This is a genomic window from Thermosipho ferrireducens (assembly GCF_017358165.1).
GTDB lineage: Bacteria > Thermotogota > Thermotogae > Thermotogales > Fervidobacteriaceae > Thermosipho_B > Thermosipho_B ferrireducens.
This window is the reverse complement of sequence record NZ_CP071446.1, coordinates 1,441,513-1,464,522: the sequence shown is the minus strand read 5'-3', so window position 1 is coordinate 1,464,522 and position 23,010 is coordinate 1,441,513. Positions and strand designations below refer to the sequence as shown.

Sequence of the window (23,010 nt, the reverse complement as noted above, 5' to 3'; positions counted from 1 at the left end):
TTTCACACTCCAATTTTTAATAGTTTATATTTATTTTTGTTTATCGAACACAATGGAAGAAACACAGGTCTTAAAGTACTTTTGTCAATTAATATCTGAGCCTCAATATTAAAAATCTTTTTCATCATTTCTTTGGTTAGAATTTCATTTGGAGTTCCAGATGCAACAAGCTTACCATCTTTAATTGCAAACATTCTATCGCTAAATCTTGCTGCTTGATTTAAATCATGCAGAACCATAATTACCGTTACACCATGTTTTCTGTTGATTTCGTATAACAACTCCATTATTTCTAATTGATGGGCAATATCTAAATATGTCGTTGGTTCATCAAGCAACAATACTTTCGTTTTTTGAGCTAACGTCATAGCAATCCAGGCACGTTGTTTTTCTCCTCCTGATAAAGTATTGACAAATCTGTTTGCCAAATGCGTAAGTTTTGTAACTTCTAAAGCCCATTCTATAATCTCCTCATCTTTTGAGCTTGTAATTTCATACCATTTTTTGTAAGGAGCCCTCCCAAATGAAACTATTTCCTTAACAGTGAAATCGTATGGAGCGTTATTATGTTGGCTAAGTATAGACAACTTTCTTGCCACTTCTTTTGTGGGTAAATGCTGAATATCATACCCGTCTAAGTAGGCTACTCCTCCCGAAGGCTTGAGAAGTCTGGATAACACTTTGAGTATAGTGGACTTGCCAGAACCGTTTGGACCAATAATTGAAACAATTTCTCCAGGTTTTATTTCCATAGAAATTCTTTTTACTATTCTTTTTTCACCATAATTTACCTCTAATTCTTTAGCGTAAATCAATATCCTTCCCTCCCAACTTTTTTAAGTAAATATAAAAAGAACGGTCCACCAGAGACAGCCATAATTAACCCCACAGGTAATTCTATCGGAGCAAATATTGTTCTCGCTACCATATCTGCGAGTACGAGAAGCGAAGCGCCAAGTAACGCACACGAGGGAATTAAAAATCGGTAATTAGAACCAACTAATAATCTGCTTATATGAGGTATTATAAGACCAACAAATCCTATTATTCCAGCTATGGCTACAGAAATTCCTGTTAAAAAGGCAGCAGTTATAGACAATATAATTCTTGCCTGATTTAGTTTTACTCCAAGACTTACTGCATTACTATCTCCAAGTTGCAAAAGATTAGCTATATCCGATAGAAATAAAGCAACTATAAACCCAACTACAGTATAAGGAAGTAAAGTTTGCACATCAATCCATGTGTTTCCAGCCAAACTTCCATTCACCCACATTAGAATCCCCTGTATTCTATCACTGTATAAAATAGACAATAAAGAAGTTCCACCACCTAAAATAGCATTTAACGCTACTCCAGCAAGTACAATTCTGACAGCATTTACACCTGTTCCTTTTTTCCAAGCTAACGCAAAAACCAAAAATGTTGCAAGAATTCCTCCAAAAAAGGCTGCAAATGGTACAAAATAAGTTAATGCAGGAAATACGAGCATTATTGTAACAGCTGCTAAACTTGCTCCAGATGTAACCCCTATAATTCCCGGAGCCGCTAAAGGATTTTTCAAAACTGCTTGCAATAGAGCACCAGCAATAGCTATATTAGAACCAACTAAAATTGCCGATACAGTACGAGGTATTCTGATTTCCCGTACAATAACCCGGGAGACTGAATCTCCCTGCCCTGAAAGTGCCATTAAAATCTCTTTTGCAGAATAATTCACACTGCCAGAACCTAAAGACATAATAATTAAGAAAATAAGAATAATAGCTTCTACAGCGTAAATTGCTACTCTTTTTGTTAACCTATAATCTTTTAACTCTTTCTTTGAAACACTTTGTACACCCATATAATCACTACCCTATTTAAAAATTTTTTGTTCTATTTTTGTGGATATAAAATGTCTGCCAAATATTCCAGACTCTCAATTGCTCTAATTCCAGGATTTGCTGAAAATAATTTGAAATCAAGGAAATAATAGTTATTATTTTTTATCGCATTGATGTTCTTCCAGACAGGATTTTCTTTAAATTCTTTTTCAAAATTTTTTCTTACTTGCTCAGGATCTCCGTGAGCAACTAACAAAATTACATCAGGGTTCAGCCTTACAATTGTTTCGATGTTAAATGGAATACGAGAACTTAAATTTTCTTTTCCCACGATCTCTTCAGTTACATTTACAGCTTTTAATACTTTAGCCACACTTCCCACAAAAGTGTTTTCTCTCATCAACACAAAATTTGAACCTGCTCCAAACATTATCATAATTTTTGGAGAAGGTTTGCCTATTATTCTTTCGATAATTTTTTTCTCACTTTTGATAAATTCGTATAAAATTTCTATGGCTTTTTTCTCTTTTTTAAAAGCTTTTCCAAGATTTATTATAAGTTCTTTCGTATCACTATAAGTAACATTGCTGAGGGAGATTACAGGAATCTTGTATCTTTCAAAGGTTTCTTTATGCCGTTCATAAAACGTTGGTCCAAAAATTATTAAATCAGGTTTTAGTTTCACTATTCTTTCTATATCCGGTCTTTTAGGATTGCCTAATTTTGGAATAATCTTCAATGCGTCTGGTAAAGAGCGTTTTGTAGAGGTCATTCCTACTAAGTCTATTCCTAACTCATTCATAATAGTGGCTATACCATAAGACATTACAACAATCCTTTCGGGAATTTTTTCAAGTACAACTTCCTGACTTTGTGCATCAATGATTCTAAATTCTTCTACAATTTTTCCACCATTACTAAAGATTAACAATGGTAAAAGTAATATAACTCCACACACCAAAGCAAAAAAAATCTTTCTCATAAAAATCCACCTCCTATTTAAAATTTTTCTACTATCTAATAATTAAAATGTATTTTGTATAAAAAACGAATAACTATTGATATTGAGACTCATTCTCATTTATATTATAATAGTATTTGTCAGTTTTTTCTTCAACTTTTTTACTTTTTTAAAACAATCTTATTGTTTTAAATGCTGTGAAATATTAAATAATATTTGTGGTGTTGATCAAAATAGCTACAACAAAAATGCTTTTTACATTGTTTCAACTGTTGTAAAATAGACAACTTCTTTAGAAATCAATAAAAGATTATGTGTATCAAAAAGGCGATATAACAAACAATAAAATTCATTTTTCCGATAAATGTAGCATCTAAAAATATATCGCTTATAAAGGGGAGATAAATATGACATTTGAAAAAGGTCCAACTACAAAAAGTAAATATGCAGATATTCAATTACACTTGGAAAATGGGATTCTGGAAGCTATTCAGGAAGGAAATTTGAATCGTGCTTTAGATTTATACAAAAAAATCATAAAAATATATCTTGATATCGATATAGGAAATAAATGTAAATTAAGGTCTATTAAAAATCACATAATTTGTTTAACGACTTTGATTGACAAAACAAGTTACAAGTTTTTTCTGAACACTAACATTGCACACAAAGAATATTTTTTTAACAAAATAGAATCTTGCCGTTCGGTAAACTGTGTCATACAAATAGGGCAGCAAATAATCAAGAAATATTGTAAGACGATAGCGGATAACTGTTGTAGTAACAATAAAAAAATTATTGAAAAGGCCATTTTGTATATATACGACAATTTTTCAAGAGATATCAAACTTCATGATGTATGTAATTACGTACACGTCAGCAGCAGTTACTTTTGTTCTATTTTTAAAAAATCCACCGGTATGTGTTTTTCAAGGTATTTAAATAGAGTAAGAATTGAAAAGAGCAAAGAACTACTCAGGCAAAGTAAAATGTCTATATTAGAAATCGCACTTGAAGTTGGGTTTAACAGTCAAAGTTATTTTACAAAGATGTTCAAGAAAATTACCGGAGTTACACCCAAAGATTTTCGAAAAAATTATCTTGTTTCATTTTTAAAAAAATAATTGTAGAATGGAAATTTTCTAAAAGCCGGATATTTATTTCTCATTCATTTTTAATTACTTTTAAACGCTCGATAATAGGTGCAAAACCAACAAGGATGAACCCGAAGAGCTTTAATAAGTTAAAACCTTCCCCAAATATGAAAAATGACAGAAGACTTGCAAAAACAAGCTCTAATGGCATTATTATAGCAAGTGTGTGAGCTCCAAGTTTTTTTAAAGAAAAGAAATTAAGCGTTAATGGAATAAACGTTGAAAATATAGCAAGAACAAGCGCATATCCCATAAATTCTATTTCAATACTGACAAATTCTCTTAAACTGATAATCAAAACAAAATAGTACAAAAAAACACCTGTAAAAGTGTAAAATACAGAATCGACAGTAGTATTTGATGCATTCTTCAACTTTTTACCTGCAACAGTGACAAAAAAAGCGCTCAAAATTGCAGAAACAAGAACCAATAATGTCCCATAAAGGAGGCTATTTCCAACAGCAAATTCTTTTTCTCCATAGTTTGCAAAAATAACACCAGTAAAAGATACAAATACTGCGATCCAGTTTAATATGCTCATTTTGTCTTTGTAAAAAAATAGTCGAAACAATACAACAAAAATTGGATTAGTATAATACAAAACAGTTGCATACGCTGGATTTAGATAGTTCAAACCTTCAAAGAAAAAATATGCAGCTATTCCATAATTTAATATTCCAAGTCCACCAAACAAAAATAGTTTCTTTATATCTATCTTTTTTCTTTTTATCATAAATACAGAAAAAGCCACCAGAAAAGTAAAAAGAAATCTCAAAAATAAAATCTGGACAGCTGAAGCACCTATATTTAATGATAGTTTGCCAAAAATTGAAGTAACTGAAGATGAAAAAGCTGAAATAATCGCGGTTATATAATGCATTATCTTGTAGCCTCCTTATATACACCTTTTTTAAACCATTCTATCACTCTTGAACATTAATTTCCAAGGAAAAATACAAGATTCCTCGTCGCATACGCTCCTCGGAATGACAGGGATGGGTTGGATTCCTTCGTCGCATACACTCCTTAGAATGGCTATTCTTTTTCTGTCATTCCGAGCGAATGTGAGGGGGATGTCATCCTGAGGAGCACCGGCGACGAAGGATCTTATTTTACCAACCCTCGCCAACCTCGCTAACCTTGCTAACTCTCGCCAATTATAAGATTCCTCACCCTTCGGGTTCGGAATGACATCCCCCTTTTTTGTCATCCCGAGGAAGGAAGTGACGAGGGATCTTATTTTTTCCCGATACTCGCTAATTTTGTATTCAATTGTTTGATAGAAACCATTCCAATCTTTAATTTACTAAATAAAGTAAAGTATGTTAAAATATTAATTGTGAGGTGATAAATTTGGATCTAAAAAGTTTTCATTTGTTTTTAGCTTTAATTTTTTGTGTTTTTCTTTCATTGTTGTTCTGGTATTTTTATGCAAGTAATTATGTGGGTTTTTTATATTCTGTTAAAAATTCCTCTTATTATTTCCCTGAAACTTATTCGGGCAATTTGAAATTAGTTACTTACAGTGAAATGAGTGCCCCTGAAAAAGTATTGAGAAAATTTAAATCTAAGGGAGTAAATATAGTAATTGGTCCAACGTATAGTACAACCGGGGAGTTATTTGCACCTTATCTTGAGTATTTTGATGTAATAGCCTTTTCTCCAACAATCACTTCGTGGGAGCTTCTAAATAAAACTGATAGAATCTTTTCATTTTCACCTGATAATAATGCACAAATTAACGCCATTAAAAATTTTTTGAAAGCCAGGGGTATAAATAATATTTTGCTCATTCTTGATCCCATGAATAAAAAATATTCTGAGGAGTTTAAAAAACTATTAGATTACTTCTCAGGAACAGAATTTTATTTTTATAGCCTTAAAACTTTTCTGAAAAAGGAGTTAGATTATAAAAATTTCGAGGCAGTGGTAATAACAATTACTACTAAATCAGCTGTTGATATAATCTCTCAAACTAAATCTCTAAATCCAAATATGATTTTTGTATGCGCTGATGCTGCGGTAGATACAGAACTTATTGATTATGCAAAAAATGCAAAAGAAGAAATTTACGGTGTAAGCTTTACAAGTTCTTTGAAAGATCCTGTTGAAATTTTAATTAACGACGCTGTAAACGCTGTAGAAGATCATAAGTTTATTTCTGCTCAACAGGCTCTCAGGTTTTACAAAAATCATTATGTGCGTATTAAAGGAAACCTCAGTCATTTCAATAAAATGGGATTTCTTGACAGACCAGTGGATATAGTAAAATTAACAAATAGGAGGATTAACCAATGATTGAGAAAAAAAGAAAAATACTGTATATTTTTCTAATCGCAGCTGTAATTATCACCGGATTTATCTTATATTTTTTAACAAAATCAGAAATGGCAGAAAGTGCCACAGTTTTTGGAAGTTTTATTGACAATGCTTTCTCAAACGAAAATTTCATAGTAGCGCAACTTGATAAAAATTTTTTTGACAGTAAATTGAATCGAGACCTCAAAAATTTCCTTACAGTTGGAGCAAATGATTACCTTGTGGGAATTTATTATCCAGTAAAAACTTTAAAATATGTAAAACCCTACAAAACCGGGTATCTTTTATACGAAATTCCAGAAACTTTCTTAAATTTACATCCCACAGGTTCAAAAATATATATAATAACAAGAGGTGAAAAAATTGTTCATTCAAGTGATGAGGAATTGATAGGATCCAGCATGGAAAAATTTTTCATGATATCTGCTCGTGCAAAAACAAGAGCAGGGTACACGGCTATAGTAGGTCTTAGGGTTGGAATTTTCTTTGTAAAATGGCTATTATTTTCTCTACCTGTTGTTGGATTATTTCTAATTATGATGTATTTTATGAACAATTTCTATCAATTTGAAAAAAAGCTTTTAACCTCAGTAAAGTTAATAAATCGTTCATTGAACGAAAGTCTAAAGAAGTTAGAGGAAAAGAGAGAAGTTTCTTATGTGCCCGAAAACACAACATTTGAAGTTGTAAACGAGCTCCAGGAAATAATAAAGAAAATTTTCACAAGTTACTCAACTATCTTGAAAGAATACAAGGAAACAAACAATATTCTTGAAAGTACTATGGCTGAACTTGAAGAAACTTACTCAGAACTTATGGAAAGGAACATCCAGATAATCTCAGCACTTGCTGAAGCTATAGAACTAAAAGATGCAGGAACAAGTAATCACTCCCAAAATGTCATGGAACTTTCAATAATGCTGGCAAAAGAATTGGGAGTAAAGGATCCAACAGAATTAGAAGCTATAAAATATGGCTCTATTCTTCATGATATAGGAAAAATAGGAATTCCAGAATATATACTAAATAAAACAGGGAAATTGAGTGATGAAGAATTTGAAATAATGAAAAAACATACCATATTTGGTGAGAAGGTTATACATACTATCCCAGGCTGGGATCTTGTTGCAGATATTGTACGACACCATCATGAAAATATAGATGGAACAGGTTATCCGGATGGATTATCAGATGGAGAAATAAGTTTAAGATCACAAATTGTAGCTATAGTAGATGTATTCACAGCACTTACAGAAAAAAGACCGTACCGTGGTCCACTTTCAATTGAAAAAGCGCTGGAAATTATAAAAAATATGGTTGAAAAAAAGTTTTCCAGAAAAGTATATGAAGCATTTTTAAAAACTTTAAGAAAAAAAGGATTATTTAGTTAGACGCGTGTTGATTTTCTCAATCTTTTATGTTAACATATTTAGGGATTAATCGACCAAAAATACAAAAAAGGAGGAGGAAACGTGAAACGTACATACCAACCATCAAGGATCAAAAGAAAAAGAACCCACGGTTTTTTGGCTCGTTCAAGAAGTGCATCTGGACGAAAGATTTTGAAAAATCGAAGAAGGAAAGGTAGATGGAAACTAAGCGTTTAAAATTTCCAAAGAAGTGGCGCTTGAAGCTCAGGAAAGATTTCAAAGGATTAGTTCAGTTTGGCGAAGCTGTTCAAGATGAGTTCTTTGTTATTATATATAGAAAGAATGGACTTGAATACAGTAGGTTTGGTATATCTATTAAAAAAAAGTTTGGTAAAGCTGTTAAAAGAAACAGGGCTCGAAGATGGATAAAAGAGTGTGTAAGACAAAATATTTCATTTATACCTCAGGGATACGACTTTTTAGTTATTACAAGGAAGAGATTTTCAGAATTGTTTGAAAAACTAAACTATTATAAATGCTGTGAGGATTTACTGGAGCTTTTGAAGAGGGTAAACAATGAGAAAAATAGTACTATTAATCATTAAATTTTATCAAAAATTTATATCTCCCATTAAACCTCCAACATGTATATATACTCCCACATGTTCGGAGTATACTTATCAGGCCGTTAAAAAGTTCGGGGCTATAAAAGGCCTTTTCCTGGGCTTCAAGCGTATTTTGCGATGTAATCCCCTTCATGAAGGTGGAAAAGATCCTGTACCTGAAAAATTTTATATCTTTACAAGGAGGCGGTAACGTTGAAAAAAATAACCGTCCTTTTATTTTTGGCATTTGTTTTGATAATCTTCGGCGGTACAATTGGTGTTGAAGAAAGAAGTGATGGAATATATGTTATCACAAAATTTATGGAATACAAAATAGGTTATGATGGTAACATTCATGAGATTTACAGGACACTGGAAGGTAGAAGAAAAGTATTTACCTACTCAAACGATGGTTTTGATATAACTTCTGTTTCTACACCGTCTTATAAATGGAATGGTTTAAAAAGTAGCGACAATAAATATTCTGAAATTACTCTTACATTCAATTATGAGTTTGCGGAAAAAACTTATCATTTTGAAGAAGGGCCAAATTATACTTTCGATGTATATATTAAAGCCAGCACCTCAGTTGAAATTTCTATACCAAGAGTGGGTTACCCTCAGGATGATAGGATTCGTAATAACATATTTGTATCTTACTATAATAAAGGAGATTACATATCGATTATTAAATTTACCGGAAAAACAGCTGGACAGAATAAGGTTGTAGGAACTAATGTAAGATTTCTCGCTTACATAGGTCCCTATAAAAAAACTCTCATAAAATCTGCTTTTGAAGAAGATTATACAACAATTTCTGAAATGCTGAAAACTGTTCCAGGTGTTGGAAGCTGGTATGATCCTATAAAATACGGACTTGCATATTTTTTCAGCTGGATTAATAATTTTACAAAAAATTTTGGACTTACAATAATAATATTTACAATCATTGTACGACTTATCCTTTATCCACTTTACCATGCACAAACAAAATCTATGATAAAAATGCGAAAAATCCAGCCACAAATTGAAGTAATTAAGAAAAAATACAAAGATCCTCAGAAACAACAACAAGAACTTTTGAAAATATACCGGGAAAATAAAATAAATCCTGCAAGTGGTTGTTTAATGGCTTTAATTCAACTTCCCATTTTCATTGTTCTTTATCAGGTAATTAGATATTTCCAGGAAGAATTTGCATTTAGTGGTTCATTTTTAATATGGAAAGATCTCACAGCTGGTGGTTTTTCGGCGAACTGGATATTTCTGGTAATACAGATTGTGGCAGGATATTTCCTTGCACTAATTATGAGCCAGGATAGCAGAACAGCCTGGCAAAGTATACTCATGTCAGTGTTTTTCCCATTCTTATTTATAGGATTTCCAAGCGGCGTATTTTTATACTATACAACAAATACATTGATTCAACTTGCAACAACATATTATATTTATAAAAAATACAAAATCAAAGGTATAACTCAACGGGAACTCTGGGGCTTGCCAAATAAGGGGTGAGTTAACTTGAAAAAGCTCACTATTACAGGAAAAAGTGTGGAAGAAATAATTACACTTTTTGAAGAATCATATGGAATCAAAAACGGTGAATATGATTTTGAAATTATAGATAAAGGTTCGGCAGGGTTTTTAGGGATGTTTTCAAGAGATGCAGTTGTAGAAATAACTATAAAAAAGGAATATTACGAGAGACGTCTGGAAGAATTTCTAACTAATATATGTAAATATTTTGATAAGCATATTTTCGTAAGTGTTTACGCAAAAAATGCAAAAACGTTTCTTGCAAAAATCGAAGGTGATGGAATAGGAAAAATTATAGGTAAACACGGAAAAGGACTTGGAGCTTTGCAACATATTGCCACTATCTTTCTCAATAGATTATCTGACACGAAAGTTACTATTATAATAGACGCAGGAGATTATAGAGAAAGAAGAAAAGAACTGATTAAAAATATAGTGGAAAACGCATTGAAACGTGTTGAAAGGGAAGGAAAGGTTGCTCTGGATCCTATGTTTTCGTTTGAAAGAAAACTTGTACATGAATTTTTGAAAAATCATCCTCATGTTGTTTCATATTCTGTCGGGATTGAACCCTACAGGTATGTTGTAATTGAAAGGAGGAGAAATGGTGATAGTTTCAAAACCAGAAAACATCGAACCTATCATCATCGATAATGGTAATATAGAAAAACGTGTATTAATGGGTTCTAATGTTGGGGCACAAAACTTTGTTATGAGACTGTTTACTCTAAAACCTGGTGCAAAAACCCCCTATCATTCACATGATTGGGAACACGAAATTTTTGTTTTAGAAGGTACAATAGAAGCAGTTACCAACCAGAAAAGCTATAAAGCAGAAAAAGGAAATTTTATATTTGTACCTTCAAATGAAGAACACCAATTTGTAAATGCTGGAAAAGAACCTGCAAAATTTTTGTGTGTGATACCTTACATGCCCGGGAATGAATGAAAATGAACAAAGAAGAAGTTGGACATATTATTATAAGGCATATAACAATAATTCTAATAATCGTTTCTATAATATTGCTTTCAGGAACGTTTTATTATTACTATTTTGAAGGATTGACGTTCCTGGAGGCGTTTTTTTTCACTGCAATCACAATTTCAACTGTAGGTTATGAAATGCCACAAAATCTTTCACAATTTGGAAGGATATTCACTTCTTTTCTGATATTTGGTGGTATAAGTGTCGTACTCTACGGTGTGTCTTCCATAACAGCGATTGTTGTTGAGGGACAGTTGCGTGATTATATGGCAAGGAGGAAGATGAAAAAAATGCTTGAGAAATTGACTGATCATATCATTGTGGTAGGTGCTGGAAAAACAGGCCAATACGTAATTTCAGAACTTTTAAAAGAAAGAGAAAAATTTGTAGTAATCGATACCAACGAAGAACTTTTAAAAAGGTTGACAGAAATATACAAAGTTGAAATTCCATACGTTATAGGTGATGCAACAGAGGAGGATATTCTGATATCTGCTGGAATAGAACGAGCTAAAGCTTTAATAACAACCCTCCCTGAAGATTCTGTGAATGTATTTGTTGTCCTAAGCGCTCGAACATTAAATGCGACTATGACTATTGTTTCAAAAGTATCTGATGTTTCCTCTATAAGGAAACTCATATATGCAGGTGCCACTACAGTTGTTGCAGCCGCAGAAATAGCGGGAACACGTATGGCAAGACTTACGACAAGACCAGAGACAGTAAACTTCTTAGATATAGTTGCTTTTGGAAATGAATCATACAGAATCGAAGAAGTTTTAATTCCTTCAAACAGCCCATATGTGAATAAAACACTGGCAGAATTGGAGCTTGCAAGAAAATATAATGTGATGGTAGTAGCTATTCAAAGATCAGAAGATATATTATTTGCCCCAACAGGCAAAACTACCATTCATCCTGATGACAAACTTATGGTACTTGGAAAAAAGGAAAATGTTGAAAGTTTCAGGGAAGCTGGAAAAGTGTAGGAGTAAGTCCACCACTTGTTATTATAGCATTTCTTTCCGGATCAACCGCTATAGATAATACTGCCTGGGTGAATCTTTTGTATGTTTTTATCAACTTCCCTTCAAAATTGAAAATTTTTAACGTGTTGTCCACACTTGCTGTGATTATCCCATTTTGAAATATTTTAACTGTAAATACAGTTGCCTTATGAGCGTTTATGACAAGTATCCTTTTAAAGTCGTTCACACTATAAACAAACACTTTACCCTTTTCATCACCAAAAACGATGAAATTTTTGTAAATATCTATATCCCATATAGTACTTGAAGAGACGTTTGATACTGATACTTCACCTGTTGTTATATTTACGCGCGCAATATCGCCATTCACTTCTGAAGCAAAAAGAAAGTTTTTCCAGATTACTATATCAGTAACAGCTGAATTCGTTTTAACCTCAAATAAGATCTGACCACTCTCAAAGTTTCGAGCTATAATTTTGTTATCCCAGCCTCCGCTGTAAAGAATACCGTTTTTGTGCGCCAGAGCCCAGACATAGCCATTATGTTCTGACAAAGTCTTTACCAATCTACCAGAATTTTTATCCCAGATTTTTATAGTGTTATCAGCAGAGCCAGAAACTATATATTTATCTTTTACAAATATAACCGAACGAACCCAGTCATCATGACCTGCCATGGTTTTTTCAAGTTTAAACTTGTTTCCTTCTATTCTCCATAGCTTAACCTTGTTGTCAGCTCCACCAGTTACAACGTATTCTCCCTTTGATGACACATCAACAGCAAGTATTTTATTTTCTCCTTCACGTAAAATTTGAGAAAGATTATAATTTATATCGTAAACACCCACTGTTCCATTGGCAAGTCCCACAAAAAGTTTTTTGTCTCCATGTGACAGCGCAACCACCATAGCTTCTGTTTTTATAAACTTATATGTTTCATTTTCCAAAATATAAAATCCTCTTTTAGTACCTAAAACAATTTTTCCATCAAAAAAGGTTTCACATAAAACATTTTCATCAAATGATTTTGTTATTTTAAATAATCTTTGCGAAAAATTCATTTCAAATATTTTTCCCTCAAAAGTTATTACAAACAACTCGTTATATCCCGTAAAACCCACAATTAAAGAGTTCGAAATTTTTTCAGTCCATATCAGATCAAAGTTTTCAGACAATACGAAGATTTCTCCAGCTGTTGTCCCAAAGAAAAAATATTTTCCATTGTAATAAAAAGAATTAAACCAGCTACCTTCACTTTCAAAATAATTTTCTATTTCACTACTTTCTTCGTTAATAATGAAAAGATATTTATAAGTCCCTACTATCAATTTACCTTTGACTGATTTTAAAAGTGTTACTTCATTTTCTGTTTGAAAAATCTCAATGTTTCTATCTCCAAATTTGTAAACTCTGCCGTTTATGTCTGAATAAAATACACTATCAGATATATCTAAATTTGAAACTTCATCAAAACCTGCTCTCTTTAAAATCAGCCCATTTAAAACATTGTATACGATAAGCTTTCCTGAAGACATCACAACATATAATAAATTTTCTTTATAAAACATCCTTTTTATTTGAAACGTTCCTGTAAGCAGCGAGTTTATTCCGTTTGTCTTTAAGTTATACATCTTTATTTTTCCATCAGAACCACCAACATAAATTATTTCTTTAAAACCAGAAATACTTGTAATACTTGCTCTTAATATTTTTAATCTTTCTAATAGCCTAAAATCTGTACTTAAAATGTAAAGCATTCCCGTATTATCTCCTAAATAAATCAGCCTATTTGATGAATTAATAAAAGCTGCTGTAATATTTTCCTGAAAATATACTTTTTTTAATCTGGGAGAGATTTCATATACAAAACCTTTTGCTGTAACAGCATATACTACATCGCTTACAGTTAAAATTTTAATAACTTTTTCTGATAATTCAATTACTTTATCAATTTTCAAAGTGTTTAAATCAAAAAATATAATTTTTCCATCATCACCACCGCTTATTAGATAATTTTTATAAAATTTAAGGTCTCGAACCCATCTGGAATGAGCGTGATACTTTGCCACTATACCATTTGTTGATAAATTTCTTATAACTACCGTGTTATCTGAACCACCAGATGCAAGTAATAATCCATCTGTTGCAAGTGTAAAAATAGAGCCTTTATGATCCGAAAATGTATTAACCAGTTTCCCTTCCTTTTTTGAAAATATTTTTACACTATTATCCGGTTTATAACCCCCGGTTATAATATAGTCATTGGTTATTTCAACAGCACGTGTCCAGGAGCTATTTGAATATATTGTTCGCAATAAAATATCAGAACCAAATTTCCATATATTTACAGCACCATCTGCCCCCGCTGTAAAAACCTCACCATTATAAATTTTTATATCCCATATAGCCCCTGAATGACCGGCAAAGTTAAAAGAAAAAGACGCATAAAAATTAGAAATAATCAGAAAAAGAAAAAATATTACACAAAGTTTTTTCATACTATCCCTTCTTTGATAAATTCTCCATCCACTTTAAATATAGCATAAAAAAGAAGAAATTAGTTAGAAAACATTCACGACAACTAAATAGGAATCAACTCCTATTATGTTCGAAAATAGCATTTGTTCAAATTGATAAATAATGTTACATTTGATATGAAAAACTAAAAAACTGTTAGGAGGTTGAGACATGGATCCAAAAGAAATTGTGAAATTGGTAGAAAGTGAAAAAATTAACTTCATAGACTTAAAAGTAGTTGATATCTGGGGACGATGGCGACATGTAACCCTTGCCCGAACAAATTTTTCAGAAAAAACATTTCATGAAGGAGTTGGGTTTGACGCCTCTAACCTTGGGTACGCAAACGTAACCAATAGTGATATGATACTCATTCCTGATCCAGAAACATTTTTCATTGAAGAATATGATAATGAAAAGGTTCTTTCAATCATTTGTGATGTTTACGATGCTCAAACAAAATTACCATGTCCATATGACCCTCGAACTATACTTAAAAGTACTTTAAAGCTCATCGACAATGTAGCAGATAAAGTCTTTATGGGACCGGAATACGAATTCCATATACTGGAAGATGTTAAGTACAATGTTTCCACTAACGAGATCTCTTTATATGTAGATAGTTCTGAAGGTTTCTGGAATGCAGGAAAGAGCGGAGAATACTTTATAGGGAAAAAGAGAGGTTACCATAGAATTCCCCCATTTGACACCCTCATGGAAATTAGAAACAAAATAGTGGAAAAACTATTAGAATATGGAATACCTGTAAAATATCATCATCATGAAGTGGGAAGTTGTCAGGTAGAAATAGAATTGAACTTTGTAGACGCTTTGAAAGCAGCTGATTATACTTTGTTAGTAAAACATGTCGCAAGAAATATCGCTCATAAATTAGGTTACATAGTAACGTTTATGCCAAAACCACTTTACGATGAAGCTGGAAACGGCATGCATGTTCACCAATTTCTTGTAAAAAATGGCAAAAATATTTTTGATGGAAACGAAGTGTATAATTTATCAAAAACAGCTCTCAATTACATTGCTGGTCTTTTAAAACACGCAAATTCCGTAATGGCTTTTAGCAATCCTTCAACAAATTCTTACAGACGACTTGTACCGGGATTTGAAGCCCCCACTAACGCAGTGTTTGCGCTTGCCAATAGAACAGCAGCTATTAGGATTCCCGCATATGTAAAAGATCCTGCAAAACGTAGAATAGAATTTAGAACAATTGATGCCACGTGTAATCCATACCTTGCTTTTTCAGCCATGATTCTTGCAGGAATAGACGGGATTAAAAAGAATTTAGATCCAACTGTTGAAGGATTTGGACCATTTGAAGGCGATGCGTATAATCAAACAATTATGCCTCTTGCAGCAAATCTTGAAGAGGCCTGTAAGGCCCTTTTAGATGACAATTCCTACTTGACAACTTTTCCTGAGGAACTATTAACACACTGGGCAAATGCAAAAATAAAGGAAGCTCGCTCAATTAACTCTATTCCCCATCCAGCAGAATTTGAATATTACTTTGATGCTTGAGATATGGCACTAAAAACCATACCGCACAATAACATGCGGTGTGGTTTTTAGTTTTTGTTATATAATATTTATTAGAAGACATTTGTAAAATCCAGGAGGAAATTTATGGATATTATTACAGTTATTAAAAAGATACCGTATTTCGACAACATCGACGAAGTTGTTCTTAAAAATAAATCTGGATTTAAACTTTTAAAGTTTAAAAACGGCGAGCTTATAAAAGCCCAGGGTGAGGAAATCGATGAAGTGTTTATAATAGTCGATGGAAAAGTAGTTGCAGAATACGTATCTGAAAGTGGTAAAAGTCTCGAACTGGATATTTTGGAACCTTACGATATTGTCGCTCCAGGATTTATATATACATCAGAACCGTTTTACCCGGTGAATATAATATCCGAAGGAAATGCCAGAATACTTGCAATTGAAAAAGACACTTTCTTAGAGATTTTACAGCAAAATAAAAAATTGTTTTTGAAGTTTCTCAATGAAATAGGCGATAAATTTCATATCTTATCTCAAAAACTTTTTTTACTTTCAACCAAAACATTAAAAGAAAAAGTAGCTTATGTTTTATTAAAAAAGGCAACTTCAAGCAAAGACATTTATTTGAAAATAAACAAAGAAAAGCTTTCAAGATTTCTTGGCTGTGCCCGGCCCGCTCTTTCGCGGGTTTTTGCGGAATTTGAAAAGGAAGGAATCATAGAACGTGAAGGTCGAAATATCAGAATATTGAAGATCGAAAAACTCAAGCAACTTATAAATGAACTTTAATAGTTAAAAAGCGCGGGAATTTCCCGCGCTTTTTGATTATGCTAACATAGTTTTGATATCATTTTCAACATCTGAAATAGTTGAAATATTGAACTTTTCTGCTACCACTTTTAATACATTTGGTGACAAGAAAGCTGGTAAAGTTGGACCAAGTTTTATTTTTCTTACACCAAGATATAAGAGTGCAAGAAGTACCGCTACAGCTTTCTGTTCATACCATGCGATGTTGTATTCAATAGGAAGTTCATTGATATCATCTAAACCGAGAATCTCTTTTAATTTAAGCGCTGTAACTGCAAGAGAGTATGAATCATTACATTGACCAGCATCAAGTACTCTTGGGATTCCATCAATATCACCAAGATCAAGTTTATTGTACCTGTATTTAGCACAACCAGCTGTGAGAATAACTGTATCATTTGGAAGTTTCTTAGCAAATTCTGTGTAATATTCACGGGAACTGTGCCTTCCATCACATCCAGCCATAACAAAGAATTTTTTAATCTTACCGGCTTTTACTGCTTCCAGAACACTATCCAAAACTTTTGAAACCTGATCATGTGCAAATCCTATTGTTAGTTCTTTACCAGGTCTTTCTGGAATTGGTCCAAGCTCAAGCGCCTTTTGTATAACAGGTGAAAAATCTTTTGGTTTGCCATCTACACGATTCGGTATGTGTGTAACCCCATCAAATCCAACTAAACCTGTAGTAAATACTCTGTCTTTATAAGTTTCTTTCGGGGGAACAAGACAATTTGTTGTCATCAAAATTGCTCCGCCAAATTCCTCAAATTCTTTATCCTGTTTCCACCATGAATTTCCAAAATTACCCGCTAAATGCTTATACTTTTTCAATTCAGGATATGCGTGAGCCGGCAACATTTCTCCGTGGGTGTACACCTTTATGCCTGTACCTTCTGTTTGTTTGAGAAGCTCTTCAAGATCCAGCAAGTCGTGTCCACTTACAAGTATCGCTGGAGTGTTGTAAGTACCGGTGTAAACTTTTGTAATTTCTGGATGACCGTATGTAGATGTGTTAGCTTTGTCAAGAAGAGCCATTACTTCGACTGCATATTTGCCCGTTTCAAGAATAAGTCCCACCAATTCATCTGCCGTTATATCATTTCTCAATGTTTCTACCAGACCTTTCTGAATAAAGTAAAGTATTTCATCATTAGTATGTTTTAATATATAGGCATGGTCTGCATAGGCTGCTACTCCTTTTAACCCGTAAATGAGAAATTGCTTCAATGATCTTATGTCTTCATTTTTGTCAAGCAATACTCCAACTTCTGCACCTTTTAATTCGTAAACACTCATTCCACCAGGAGTACTCCAATCAGCTGGTTCCGGCACTTTTTCATTAAATTTTTTGCCATGTTTCTTTTCGTAAGCTTTCAGAAATTCTTCTTTTATTCTATCCCTTAACTCAATCGCTTTGTCAATCATCTGAGAAATTCTTTTGGCTGAGAAGTTAACATTTGTGATGGTTGCAAACAATGCTTCAGCTACAAATAAGTTCACTTCATCATCTTTGATACCGTACTCTTTTGCTTTAAGATTCCAATAGGAAAGACCTTTAGTCACCCAGATAAGCATATCCTGTAAATCTGAAACTTCAGGCTCTTTTCCACAAATACCTCTAATATCACACGCTATCCCTCTTGCAGCTTCCTGACACTGGTAACAAAACATACTTTCCACCTCCTACTTTTCATCATATATTCTTTTTTCACCTTGAATTTTTTGGAGAGGGGCAATATCCTGAGTAACTTCTAAAGTACCAAGATATTCCCCGTTTTTATCTCTAACAGCAAAATATTGAATATACACATATTTTTCTCCGAGCTTTATCCAGAAATCTGCTTTGTCTCTTTTGCCGCTTTTAAAGTCATTAAGAATTTTATTAACTATATCAATGCTTTTTTCCGGGTGGCAATTTTGCACTTTCCTCCCAATAATAGCCCGGCTTCTAACAAAGATCCTATCCTCAGTTTCGTTGAAATATTTCACTTCGTCGTTCTTATCCACAAAAGATATATCAACTGGCAGAACATTTAAGACAGCATTCAACTCTTCAAGAGTCAACTCTCCGCTTGGAAATTTAATTCTATTTTCTATAAGAATTTTTTCCTCAGAAATTTTACGTCCAAATGGTTTTGGTTTATAACAACAATAACCGATTTTATCAAATTCTTCTCTTATTAAATACCATTCGTTTTCAGATATCAAATTTAAAGCTGTTGGAAATAATATAGAATGCTCCTTATGTACATGACTCACAAAAAGCTCAGAAAGTTCTATAGCAATTTGCGATAATTCTTTTTTTACAGTTTCTAAATTTCTTTCGTCTTTTAGCTTTTTCAATCTTTTTCTCAGCTCTCTTACTATATCGTGTTCTTTCCACATAATCGCAGGAGGTTTAACCACTCCATGTTTTTCAATATACGGGAATAACGCGTTCTCTTCTTTTAAAAAATACTTTTCAGCTGCGTGCAACTCTTCTATAGTTTGCGATAATTTTAAAAGTTTTGGTAAAGCTTCATCAATACCTTGTATTTTACTGAGCTCTTTAGAAATGTTCCTTAACCCTTCCAGCGTATGAAGTATATGTTCGTGCTCTTTCATAAGAATGAAGATTGGATGCCACTCTGGAACATCAAGTTTCTCTTTTTCTACATACTCCTCAAACATTTGTAAATGTACATCACATACGTTTCTAATATCCTCAATTGATAAATTTTCTTCTTCCATAAGCTCTTGTTCAACTTTCGCTATCTCTTCTGGAGAAAGCTGGCTTATAATTTTTCTTAACTCCTGTTTTAACTGCTCAGTATCTTCATGTTTTGATCTTTTTATAAGATTTTTTAAATACTCCTTTTTACTAAAAATTTCACTCATAATCTCAACTCCTTATACTTAGCATATTCTAAGTTAATTATACGATACCTTTATAGCTAAGTCTGTAATAATTGTTACGAATAGGAAGGATTTCACAAGTTAAAGCCTGCCGTCTTTTATCGTAACTGAAATTTACTATTGACAAATTCTTGATATTTTCGGATAATTAGTATAGCGAACATAATCACTTAAATAAATTATATATGCCTGGAGGAATAATATGTACAAAGTAATTATTGCTGGAATTTCTATGTCTTTTATCTTTGGATTTTCATTTTTATTTACAAAAAATGCTCTGGATTACACTACTCCTCTGAATTTTATTGCGTTGAGATTTACTTTCGCTGCTATTGCAATGATTTTTTTGAGTTTAATAAAAGTCGTTAATCTCAAAAAGAAACGGTACCTTAAGCTTTTAATTTTAACATTTTTTCAACCAATTTCCTATTTTCTATTTGAAACATTTGGACTTAAAAAAGTTCCCTCATCGGAAGCTGGAATCCTTATAGCAAGTATTCCGATATTTATAACATTCTTAACTCCCCTAATATTAAAAGAAAAGGTCCCTCGTATCAACTATTTGTTTGTATTTTTAAGCTTTACCGGAGTATTTACTATTGTGGGATTTAACAGTTTTCGGGGAAATCTGGTTGGTGATCTTTTGATACTGGGTGCTATATTATCAGCAGTAGGATATAATTTTACATCGAGAATTCTCTCTAAAGAATTTACACCAAAAGAAATTACCTTTTTTATGATGATAATAGGAGCTATATTTTTCAACCTTATTGCTTTAATAAATAACGAGTTAAACTATAAAATTTTACTCAATTCTAATGTATTACTTTCTGCTTTATACCTTGGAATTTTGTCTTCCTCTGTTGCATTTTTTCTGGTCAATTACATGCTTTCTAAAGTATCGCCTGCTCAATCTTCAATTTTTGCAAATCTTGCCACGGTTATTTCGGTTATAGCGGGGGCAATTTTCAGGAACGAGACTATTGGCTTTTCACATATTTTTGGAATGAGTTTAATCATATCCGGAGTCTGGGGAGTCAATTATTTCTCCTATCGTTTTCGAAGGGAAAAATAAATATGTTCGGCTTTATAAATGGTATTTTGCGACAATGATATTTCTGATGCCAGGTCACTACAATATCCAACTCCTCGTATCTCATGCAAAACAAAACCATATTTTTCCAGCGCTTTTATATCTTCACATGTAAAACACCTCGATAAAAACAAACCATATTGGGAGCCTACTGTTGTAATATGAGTTTTTAGAAATGATTCTTTTTCTTTTGATGTTCCGTATTTAAACACAAGTTTCGACATATAATAGAAACTATCTACTGTGGCAAATAAGTAACCCCCAGGCTTTAGAATATCAGAAAGTTTTTTCATTGCTTTTTCAAGATTTTCCACATAACTCAAAACATCTCCCTGCAAGTTCGCCACATCGTATTTTTCTTCAACGTTGAGCTCTTCTACAGTAGAATTTATATAATAAACATTATCTCCCAATTTTTCTTTTGCTTTCTCCAGCATATTTTTAGATGGTTCTACAATCGTTACGTTATTTCCAAGTTTCAAGAAATATTCTGCCCAGTAACCTGTTCCACTACCTATATCTACTACATCTAAATTATGTGGTGAAATTGTATTCTCTATATAACTTTTAACAGCTTTTCTCACTATATCCCACTCTTTGTTATCATACATAGAATCATACAAATCTGCTATTTTGTTATAATACTCATAAGATTTCAAACAAATCACCTCAGGTTAAATTAAACCTTTTCTTATTACCAACTTTCAACAATACTTGTAAGATTTTTCGTCATTTTACTCCTCAGAACAGGTCTTGCCAACCTCGCTAATTATAAGATTCCTCGTCGTATGTGCTCCTCGGAATGACAACCTCTTTTCCTGTCATCCTGAGCGTAGCGAAGGGGATGTCCTCCTGAGGAGCGCCAGCGACGAAGGAGCTTTTTCACTTGTCATTCCGAACGAATGTGAAGAATCTTGTTTTTTACCAATCTTGCTAACTCTCGCCAACCTCGCTAACCCTCGCTAAATCACGATATTCTTTTATACTGATCATAACCCTTAACCACTTTATTTGAAACTTTCAAAACTTTAAATGATTTAGCTGCTAGTTTAACCTTCAATACTCCTCCAACTATGTAGCTTTCTTCTTGAGTAAATACATCTACAAACGGTGTACCACTCAATAATCTATGATCTGGAACAGAGAATGCTATCTCCTTTTCTTCGTTAATATTCACAATTACTATAATATCATCAAGTACCATAGGAGCTTTTCTCAGAAATACTAAAGGTTCATTTGACATAAGCTCAAAACTTCCAAATCTCAAAGCTGATTCAGTTTTTCTTAATTTTATCAACATTTTATAAAAATCTCTTAATTCTCTGTCCCATTTGTTTTCGTTCCATTCCATGGTAGCACGACATTCAGGATCTTTACCACCCTCAATTCCTATTTCTGTACCATAGTAAACAACAGGAACTCCAGGATAGGTAAACTGCAAAAGAATCGCTACTTTTCTCAAAAATTTATCCTTTATTACTGTTGCAAGTCGCTCAGTGTCATGACTATCGAGCATGTTCCAGCATCCATGAATGTTTGGTGTTTCTTTATATGCCTTTTCAAGTTCAACCCCTGCATTTTTCAACTTTCCAGTTAAATAATTTATAACAGTATTTCCAAAATGATAGTTCATAATTCCATCCACCATATCCCATCCCGATGGATAAGTCCATATTTCACTCACAAGATATTTCTCTGATGAAAATCGTTTCACTGTAGCATTTATATATCTGTTTATCATAGGTCCAAGATCATGTCCACAGTCCAATCGCCATCCATCTATACCAAGCTCAAGATACTTTTTTAAAATTTGTGATATATAATCTTTTACTTCAACCTCTTCTAAATGGAGTTCTGGTAATGAATGAGCTCCCCACCATGCTCTATAGTGAGTTTCATAAAATATAAAGCGATTCATATACTTCTTATTACCTTTTACAGCTTTTTCAAACCATACGTGTTTTTTTCCAACGTGGTTAAAAACTCCATCCAGTATTATTCTAATATCGTTCTTATGCGCACTTTTAATAAGCTTTTTCAAAGCAAGTATACCACCAAACTGGGGATCCACTTTAAAATAATCAATGGTATCATATTTGTGATTTGATTCTGCCAGAAAAATTGGTGTTAAATATATAGTGTTTATACCTAAATCTTTTAAATACTCTATCTTTTCTTCAATTCCCCAGAGATCTCCTCCGTAAAATACACGAACATGATCGTGATTTTTAGTCGCTTTTGGTGGAACACCCCAATTCTCGATTTTTCCACCCCTTGATTCATACAATTTTCTTTTATCTTCTATAGTTTTCCCTTTTCCAATAGCAAACCTTTCTGGAAATATTTCATAAACCACAGAATCATAAACCCACGAAGGAATTGGATATTTTGGAATAGACATTTATCATCAACCCTCCCAAACCT

The 23,010-nt window shown here is 32.8% G+C and carries 22 protein-coding genes; 13 read left to right on the top strand and 9 right to left on the bottom strand.

Translation table 11 applies throughout. The features are described 5' to 3' along the window. Positions 1-2 precede the first annotated feature (2 nt). The 3 genes from JYK00_RS07290 to JYK00_RS07280 are packed head-to-tail and all read right to left on the bottom strand — an operon-like array spanning position 3 to position 2,808. Positions 3-815 (bottom strand): ABC transporter ATP-binding protein, encoded by an 813-nt coding sequence (locus tag JYK00_RS07290; RefSeq protein ID WP_207566256.1) that lies wholly within the window; start codon positions 813-815, stop codon positions 3-5. Next, positions 812-1,846 carry a FecCD family ABC transporter permease gene (locus JYK00_RS07285; protein WP_207566255.1) on the bottom strand — a complete coding sequence of 345 codons (1,035 nt, stop codon included), beginning with the start codon at positions 1,844-1,846 and terminating at the stop codon, positions 812-814. Before JYK00_RS07285 ends, JYK00_RS07290 begins: the two co-directional genes overlap by 4 nt. 32 nt (positions 1,847-1,878) lie before the next feature. Further along, positions 1,879-2,808, bottom strand: coding sequence for an ABC transporter substrate-binding protein (locus JYK00_RS07280; RefSeq protein WP_207566254.1), 930 nt, complete (start codon positions 2,806-2,808; stop codon positions 1,879-1,881). Positions 2,809-3,194: 386 nt separating this feature from the next. On the opposite strand from JYK00_RS07280, the gene JYK00_RS07275 reads away from it, so the two are divergent. Then, positions 3,195-3,911 (top strand): AraC family transcriptional regulator, encoded by a 717-nt coding sequence (locus JYK00_RS07275; protein ID WP_207566253.1) that lies wholly within the window; start codon positions 3,195-3,197, stop codon positions 3,909-3,911. A gap of 40 nt (positions 3,912-3,951) precedes the next feature. On the opposite strand, the gene JYK00_RS07270 is transcribed toward JYK00_RS07275, so the two are convergent. After that, positions 3,952-4,821: a DMT family transporter gene (locus tag JYK00_RS07270; protein ID WP_207566252.1), complete on the bottom strand. Its 870-nt coding sequence runs from the start codon at positions 4,819-4,821 to the stop codon at positions 3,952-3,954. 473 nt (positions 4,822-5,294) lie between these two features. Here JYK00_RS07270 and JYK00_RS07265 point away from each other — a divergent pair, with 473 nt between their 5' ends. The 9 genes from JYK00_RS07265 to JYK00_RS07225 all read left to right on the top strand — a co-directional run bounded on the left by JYK00_RS07265 (position 5,295) and on the right by JYK00_RS07225 (position 11,745). After that, entirely contained in the window at positions 5,295-6,239 is a 945-nt protein-coding gene (locus JYK00_RS07265) for a type 1 periplasmic-binding domain-containing protein (protein WP_207566251.1), read from the top strand. Further along, entirely contained in the window at positions 6,236-7,651 is a 1,416-nt protein-coding gene (locus tag JYK00_RS07260; RefSeq protein ID WP_207566250.1) for an HD-GYP domain-containing protein, read from the top strand. Before JYK00_RS07265 ends, JYK00_RS07260 begins: the two co-directional genes overlap by 4 nt. A gap of 81 nt (positions 7,652-7,732) precedes the next feature. Next, positions 7,733-7,867 carry a 50S ribosomal protein L34 gene (gene rpmH / locus JYK00_RS07255; RefSeq protein ID WP_207566249.1) on the top strand — a complete coding sequence of 45 codons (135 nt, stop codon included), beginning with the start codon at positions 7,733-7,735 and terminating at the stop codon, positions 7,865-7,867. After that, complete coding sequence (rnpA, locus tag JYK00_RS07250; RefSeq protein ID WP_207566248.1) at positions 7,849-8,235, top strand: ribonuclease P protein component; 387 nt, start codon at positions 7,849-7,851, stop codon at positions 8,233-8,235. The genes rpmH and rnpA overlap by 19 nt, the downstream gene beginning before the upstream one ends. Continuing rightward, positions 8,207-8,446 carry a membrane protein insertion efficiency factor YidD gene (gene yidD / locus JYK00_RS07245; RefSeq protein WP_207566247.1) on the top strand — a complete coding sequence of 80 codons (240 nt, stop codon included), beginning with the start codon at positions 8,207-8,209 and terminating at the stop codon, positions 8,444-8,446. The genes rnpA and yidD overlap by 29 nt, the downstream gene beginning before the upstream one ends. A 2-nt stretch (positions 8,447-8,448) precedes the next feature. Next, entirely contained in the window at positions 8,449-9,750 is a 1,302-nt protein-coding gene (yidC, locus tag JYK00_RS07240) for a membrane protein insertase YidC (RefSeq protein WP_207566246.1), read from the top strand. A 6-nt stretch (positions 9,751-9,756) separates the two neighbouring features. Next, positions 9,757-10,425, top strand: a complete 669-nt coding sequence (jag, locus tag JYK00_RS07235) for an RNA-binding cell elongation regulator Jag/EloR (protein WP_207566245.1) — start codon at positions 9,757-9,759, stop codon at positions 10,423-10,425. Further along, positions 10,379-10,720 (top strand): cupin domain-containing protein, encoded by a 342-nt coding sequence (locus JYK00_RS07230; RefSeq protein WP_207566244.1) that lies wholly within the window; start codon positions 10,379-10,381, stop codon positions 10,718-10,720. Before jag ends, JYK00_RS07230 begins: the two co-directional genes overlap by 47 nt. 2 nt (positions 10,721-10,722) lie before the next feature. After that, the gene (locus tag JYK00_RS07225; protein ID WP_207566243.1) at positions 10,723-11,745 is read left to right on the top strand and encodes a potassium channel family protein; all 1,023 of its coding nucleotides are present in this window, start codon (positions 10,723-10,725) and stop codon (positions 11,743-11,745) included. Here the strand turns inward: JYK00_RS07225 and JYK00_RS07220 are convergent. Then, on the bottom strand, positions 11,723-14,242 hold the full coding sequence (locus JYK00_RS07220) for a WD40 repeat domain-containing protein (protein WP_207566242.1): 2,520 nt from the start codon (positions 14,240-14,242) through the stop codon (positions 11,723-11,725). The genes JYK00_RS07225 and JYK00_RS07220 overlap by 23 nt on opposite strands. A gap of 190 nt (positions 14,243-14,432) precedes the next feature. On the opposite strand from JYK00_RS07220, the gene glnA reads away from it, so the two are divergent. Continuing rightward, the gene (glnA, locus tag JYK00_RS07215; protein WP_207566241.1) at positions 14,433-15,803 is read left to right on the top strand and encodes a type I glutamate--ammonia ligase; all 1,371 of its coding nucleotides are present in this window, start codon (positions 14,433-14,435) and stop codon (positions 15,801-15,803) included. A gap of 105 nt (positions 15,804-15,908) precedes the next feature. Beyond that, a complete protein-coding gene (locus tag JYK00_RS07210; RefSeq protein WP_207566240.1) occupies positions 15,909-16,574 on the top strand; it encodes a Crp/Fnr family transcriptional regulator in 666 nt (221 codons plus the stop codon). A 36-nt stretch (positions 16,575-16,610) separates the two neighbouring features. On the opposite strand, the gene hcp is transcribed toward JYK00_RS07210, so the two are convergent. Together hcp and JYK00_RS07200 are read right to left on the bottom strand one after the other, a co-directional pair. Continuing rightward, complete coding sequence (gene hcp / locus JYK00_RS07205) at positions 16,611-18,269, bottom strand: hydroxylamine reductase (protein WP_207566239.1); 1,659 nt, start codon at positions 18,267-18,269, stop codon at positions 16,611-16,613. Positions 18,270-18,281: 12 nt separating this feature from the next. After that, the gene (locus JYK00_RS07200) at positions 18,282-19,475 is read right to left on the bottom strand and encodes a DUF438 domain-containing protein (protein ID WP_207566238.1); all 1,194 of its coding nucleotides are present in this window, start codon (positions 19,473-19,475) and stop codon (positions 18,282-18,284) included. 220 nt (positions 19,476-19,695) lie between these two features. Here JYK00_RS07200 and JYK00_RS07195 point away from each other — a divergent pair, with 220 nt between their 5' ends. Next, complete coding sequence (locus tag JYK00_RS07195) at positions 19,696-20,568, top strand: DMT family transporter (RefSeq protein ID WP_207566237.1); 873 nt, start codon at positions 19,696-19,698, stop codon at positions 20,566-20,568. On the opposite strand, the gene JYK00_RS07190 is transcribed toward JYK00_RS07195, so the two are convergent. Next, positions 20,544-21,245, bottom strand: coding sequence for a class I SAM-dependent DNA methyltransferase (locus JYK00_RS07190; protein ID WP_207566236.1), 702 nt, complete (start codon positions 21,243-21,245; stop codon positions 20,544-20,546). The genes JYK00_RS07195 and JYK00_RS07190 overlap by 25 nt on opposite strands. A gap of 308 nt (positions 21,246-21,553) precedes the next feature. Next, positions 21,554-22,987: a cyclomaltodextrinase gene (aglB, locus tag JYK00_RS07185; protein ID WP_207566235.1), complete on the bottom strand. Its 1,434-nt coding sequence runs from the start codon at positions 22,985-22,987 to the stop codon at positions 21,554-21,556. Positions 22,988-23,010: the final 23 nt, after the last annotated feature.

What these genes read in the sequence shown, in the direction of transcription:
- JYK00_RS07285 (WP_207566255.1), bottom strand. Translation starts at nt 1,846, where the DNA reads ATGGGTGTACAAAGTGTTTCAAAGAAAGAGTTAAAAGATTATAGGTTA.
- JYK00_RS07280 (WP_207566254.1), bottom strand. Translation starts at nt 2,808, where the DNA reads ATGAGAAAGATTTTTTTTGCTTTGGTGTGTGGAGTTATATTACTTTTA.
- JYK00_RS07275 (WP_207566253.1), top strand. Translation starts at nt 3,195, where the DNA reads ATGACATTTGAAAAAGGTCCAACTACAAAAAGTAAATATGCAGATATT.
- JYK00_RS07270 (WP_207566252.1), bottom strand. Translation starts at nt 4,821, where the DNA reads ATGCATTATATAACCGCGATTATTTCAGCTTTTTCATCTTCAGTTACT.
- JYK00_RS07260 (WP_207566250.1), top strand. Translation starts at nt 6,236, where the DNA reads ATGATTGAGAAAAAAAGAAAAATACTGTATATTTTTCTAATCGCAGCT.
- rnpA (WP_207566248.1), top strand. Translation starts at nt 7,849, where the DNA reads ATGGAAACTAAGCGTTTAAAATTTCCAAAGAAGTGGCGCTTGAAGCTC.
- yidD (WP_207566247.1), top strand. Translation starts at nt 8,207, where the DNA reads ATGAGAAAAATAGTACTATTAATCATTAAATTTTATCAAAAATTTATA.
- JYK00_RS07225 (WP_207566243.1), top strand. Translation starts at nt 10,723, where the DNA reads ATGAACAAAGAAGAAGTTGGACATATTATTATAAGGCATATAACAATA.
- JYK00_RS07220 (WP_207566242.1), bottom strand. Translation starts at nt 14,242, where the DNA reads ATGAAAAAACTTTGTGTAATATTTTTTCTTTTTCTGATTATTTCTAAT.
- glnA (WP_207566241.1), top strand. Translation starts at nt 14,433, where the DNA reads ATGGATCCAAAAGAAATTGTGAAATTGGTAGAAAGTGAAAAAATTAAC.
- JYK00_RS07210 (WP_207566240.1), top strand. Translation starts at nt 15,909, where the DNA reads ATGGATATTATTACAGTTATTAAAAAGATACCGTATTTCGACAACATC.
- hcp (WP_207566239.1), bottom strand. Translation starts at nt 18,269, where the DNA reads ATGTTTTGTTACCAGTGTCAGGAAGCTGCAAGAGGGATAGCGTGTGAT.
- JYK00_RS07200 (WP_207566238.1), bottom strand. Translation starts at nt 19,475, where the DNA reads ATGAGTGAAATTTTTAGTAAAAAGGAGTATTTAAAAAATCTTATAAAA.
- JYK00_RS07195 (WP_207566237.1), top strand. Translation starts at nt 19,696, where the DNA reads ATGTACAAAGTAATTATTGCTGGAATTTCTATGTCTTTTATCTTTGGA.
- aglB (WP_207566235.1), bottom strand. Translation starts at nt 22,987, where the DNA reads ATGTCTATTCCAAAATATCCAATTCCTTCGTGGGTTTATGATTCTGTG.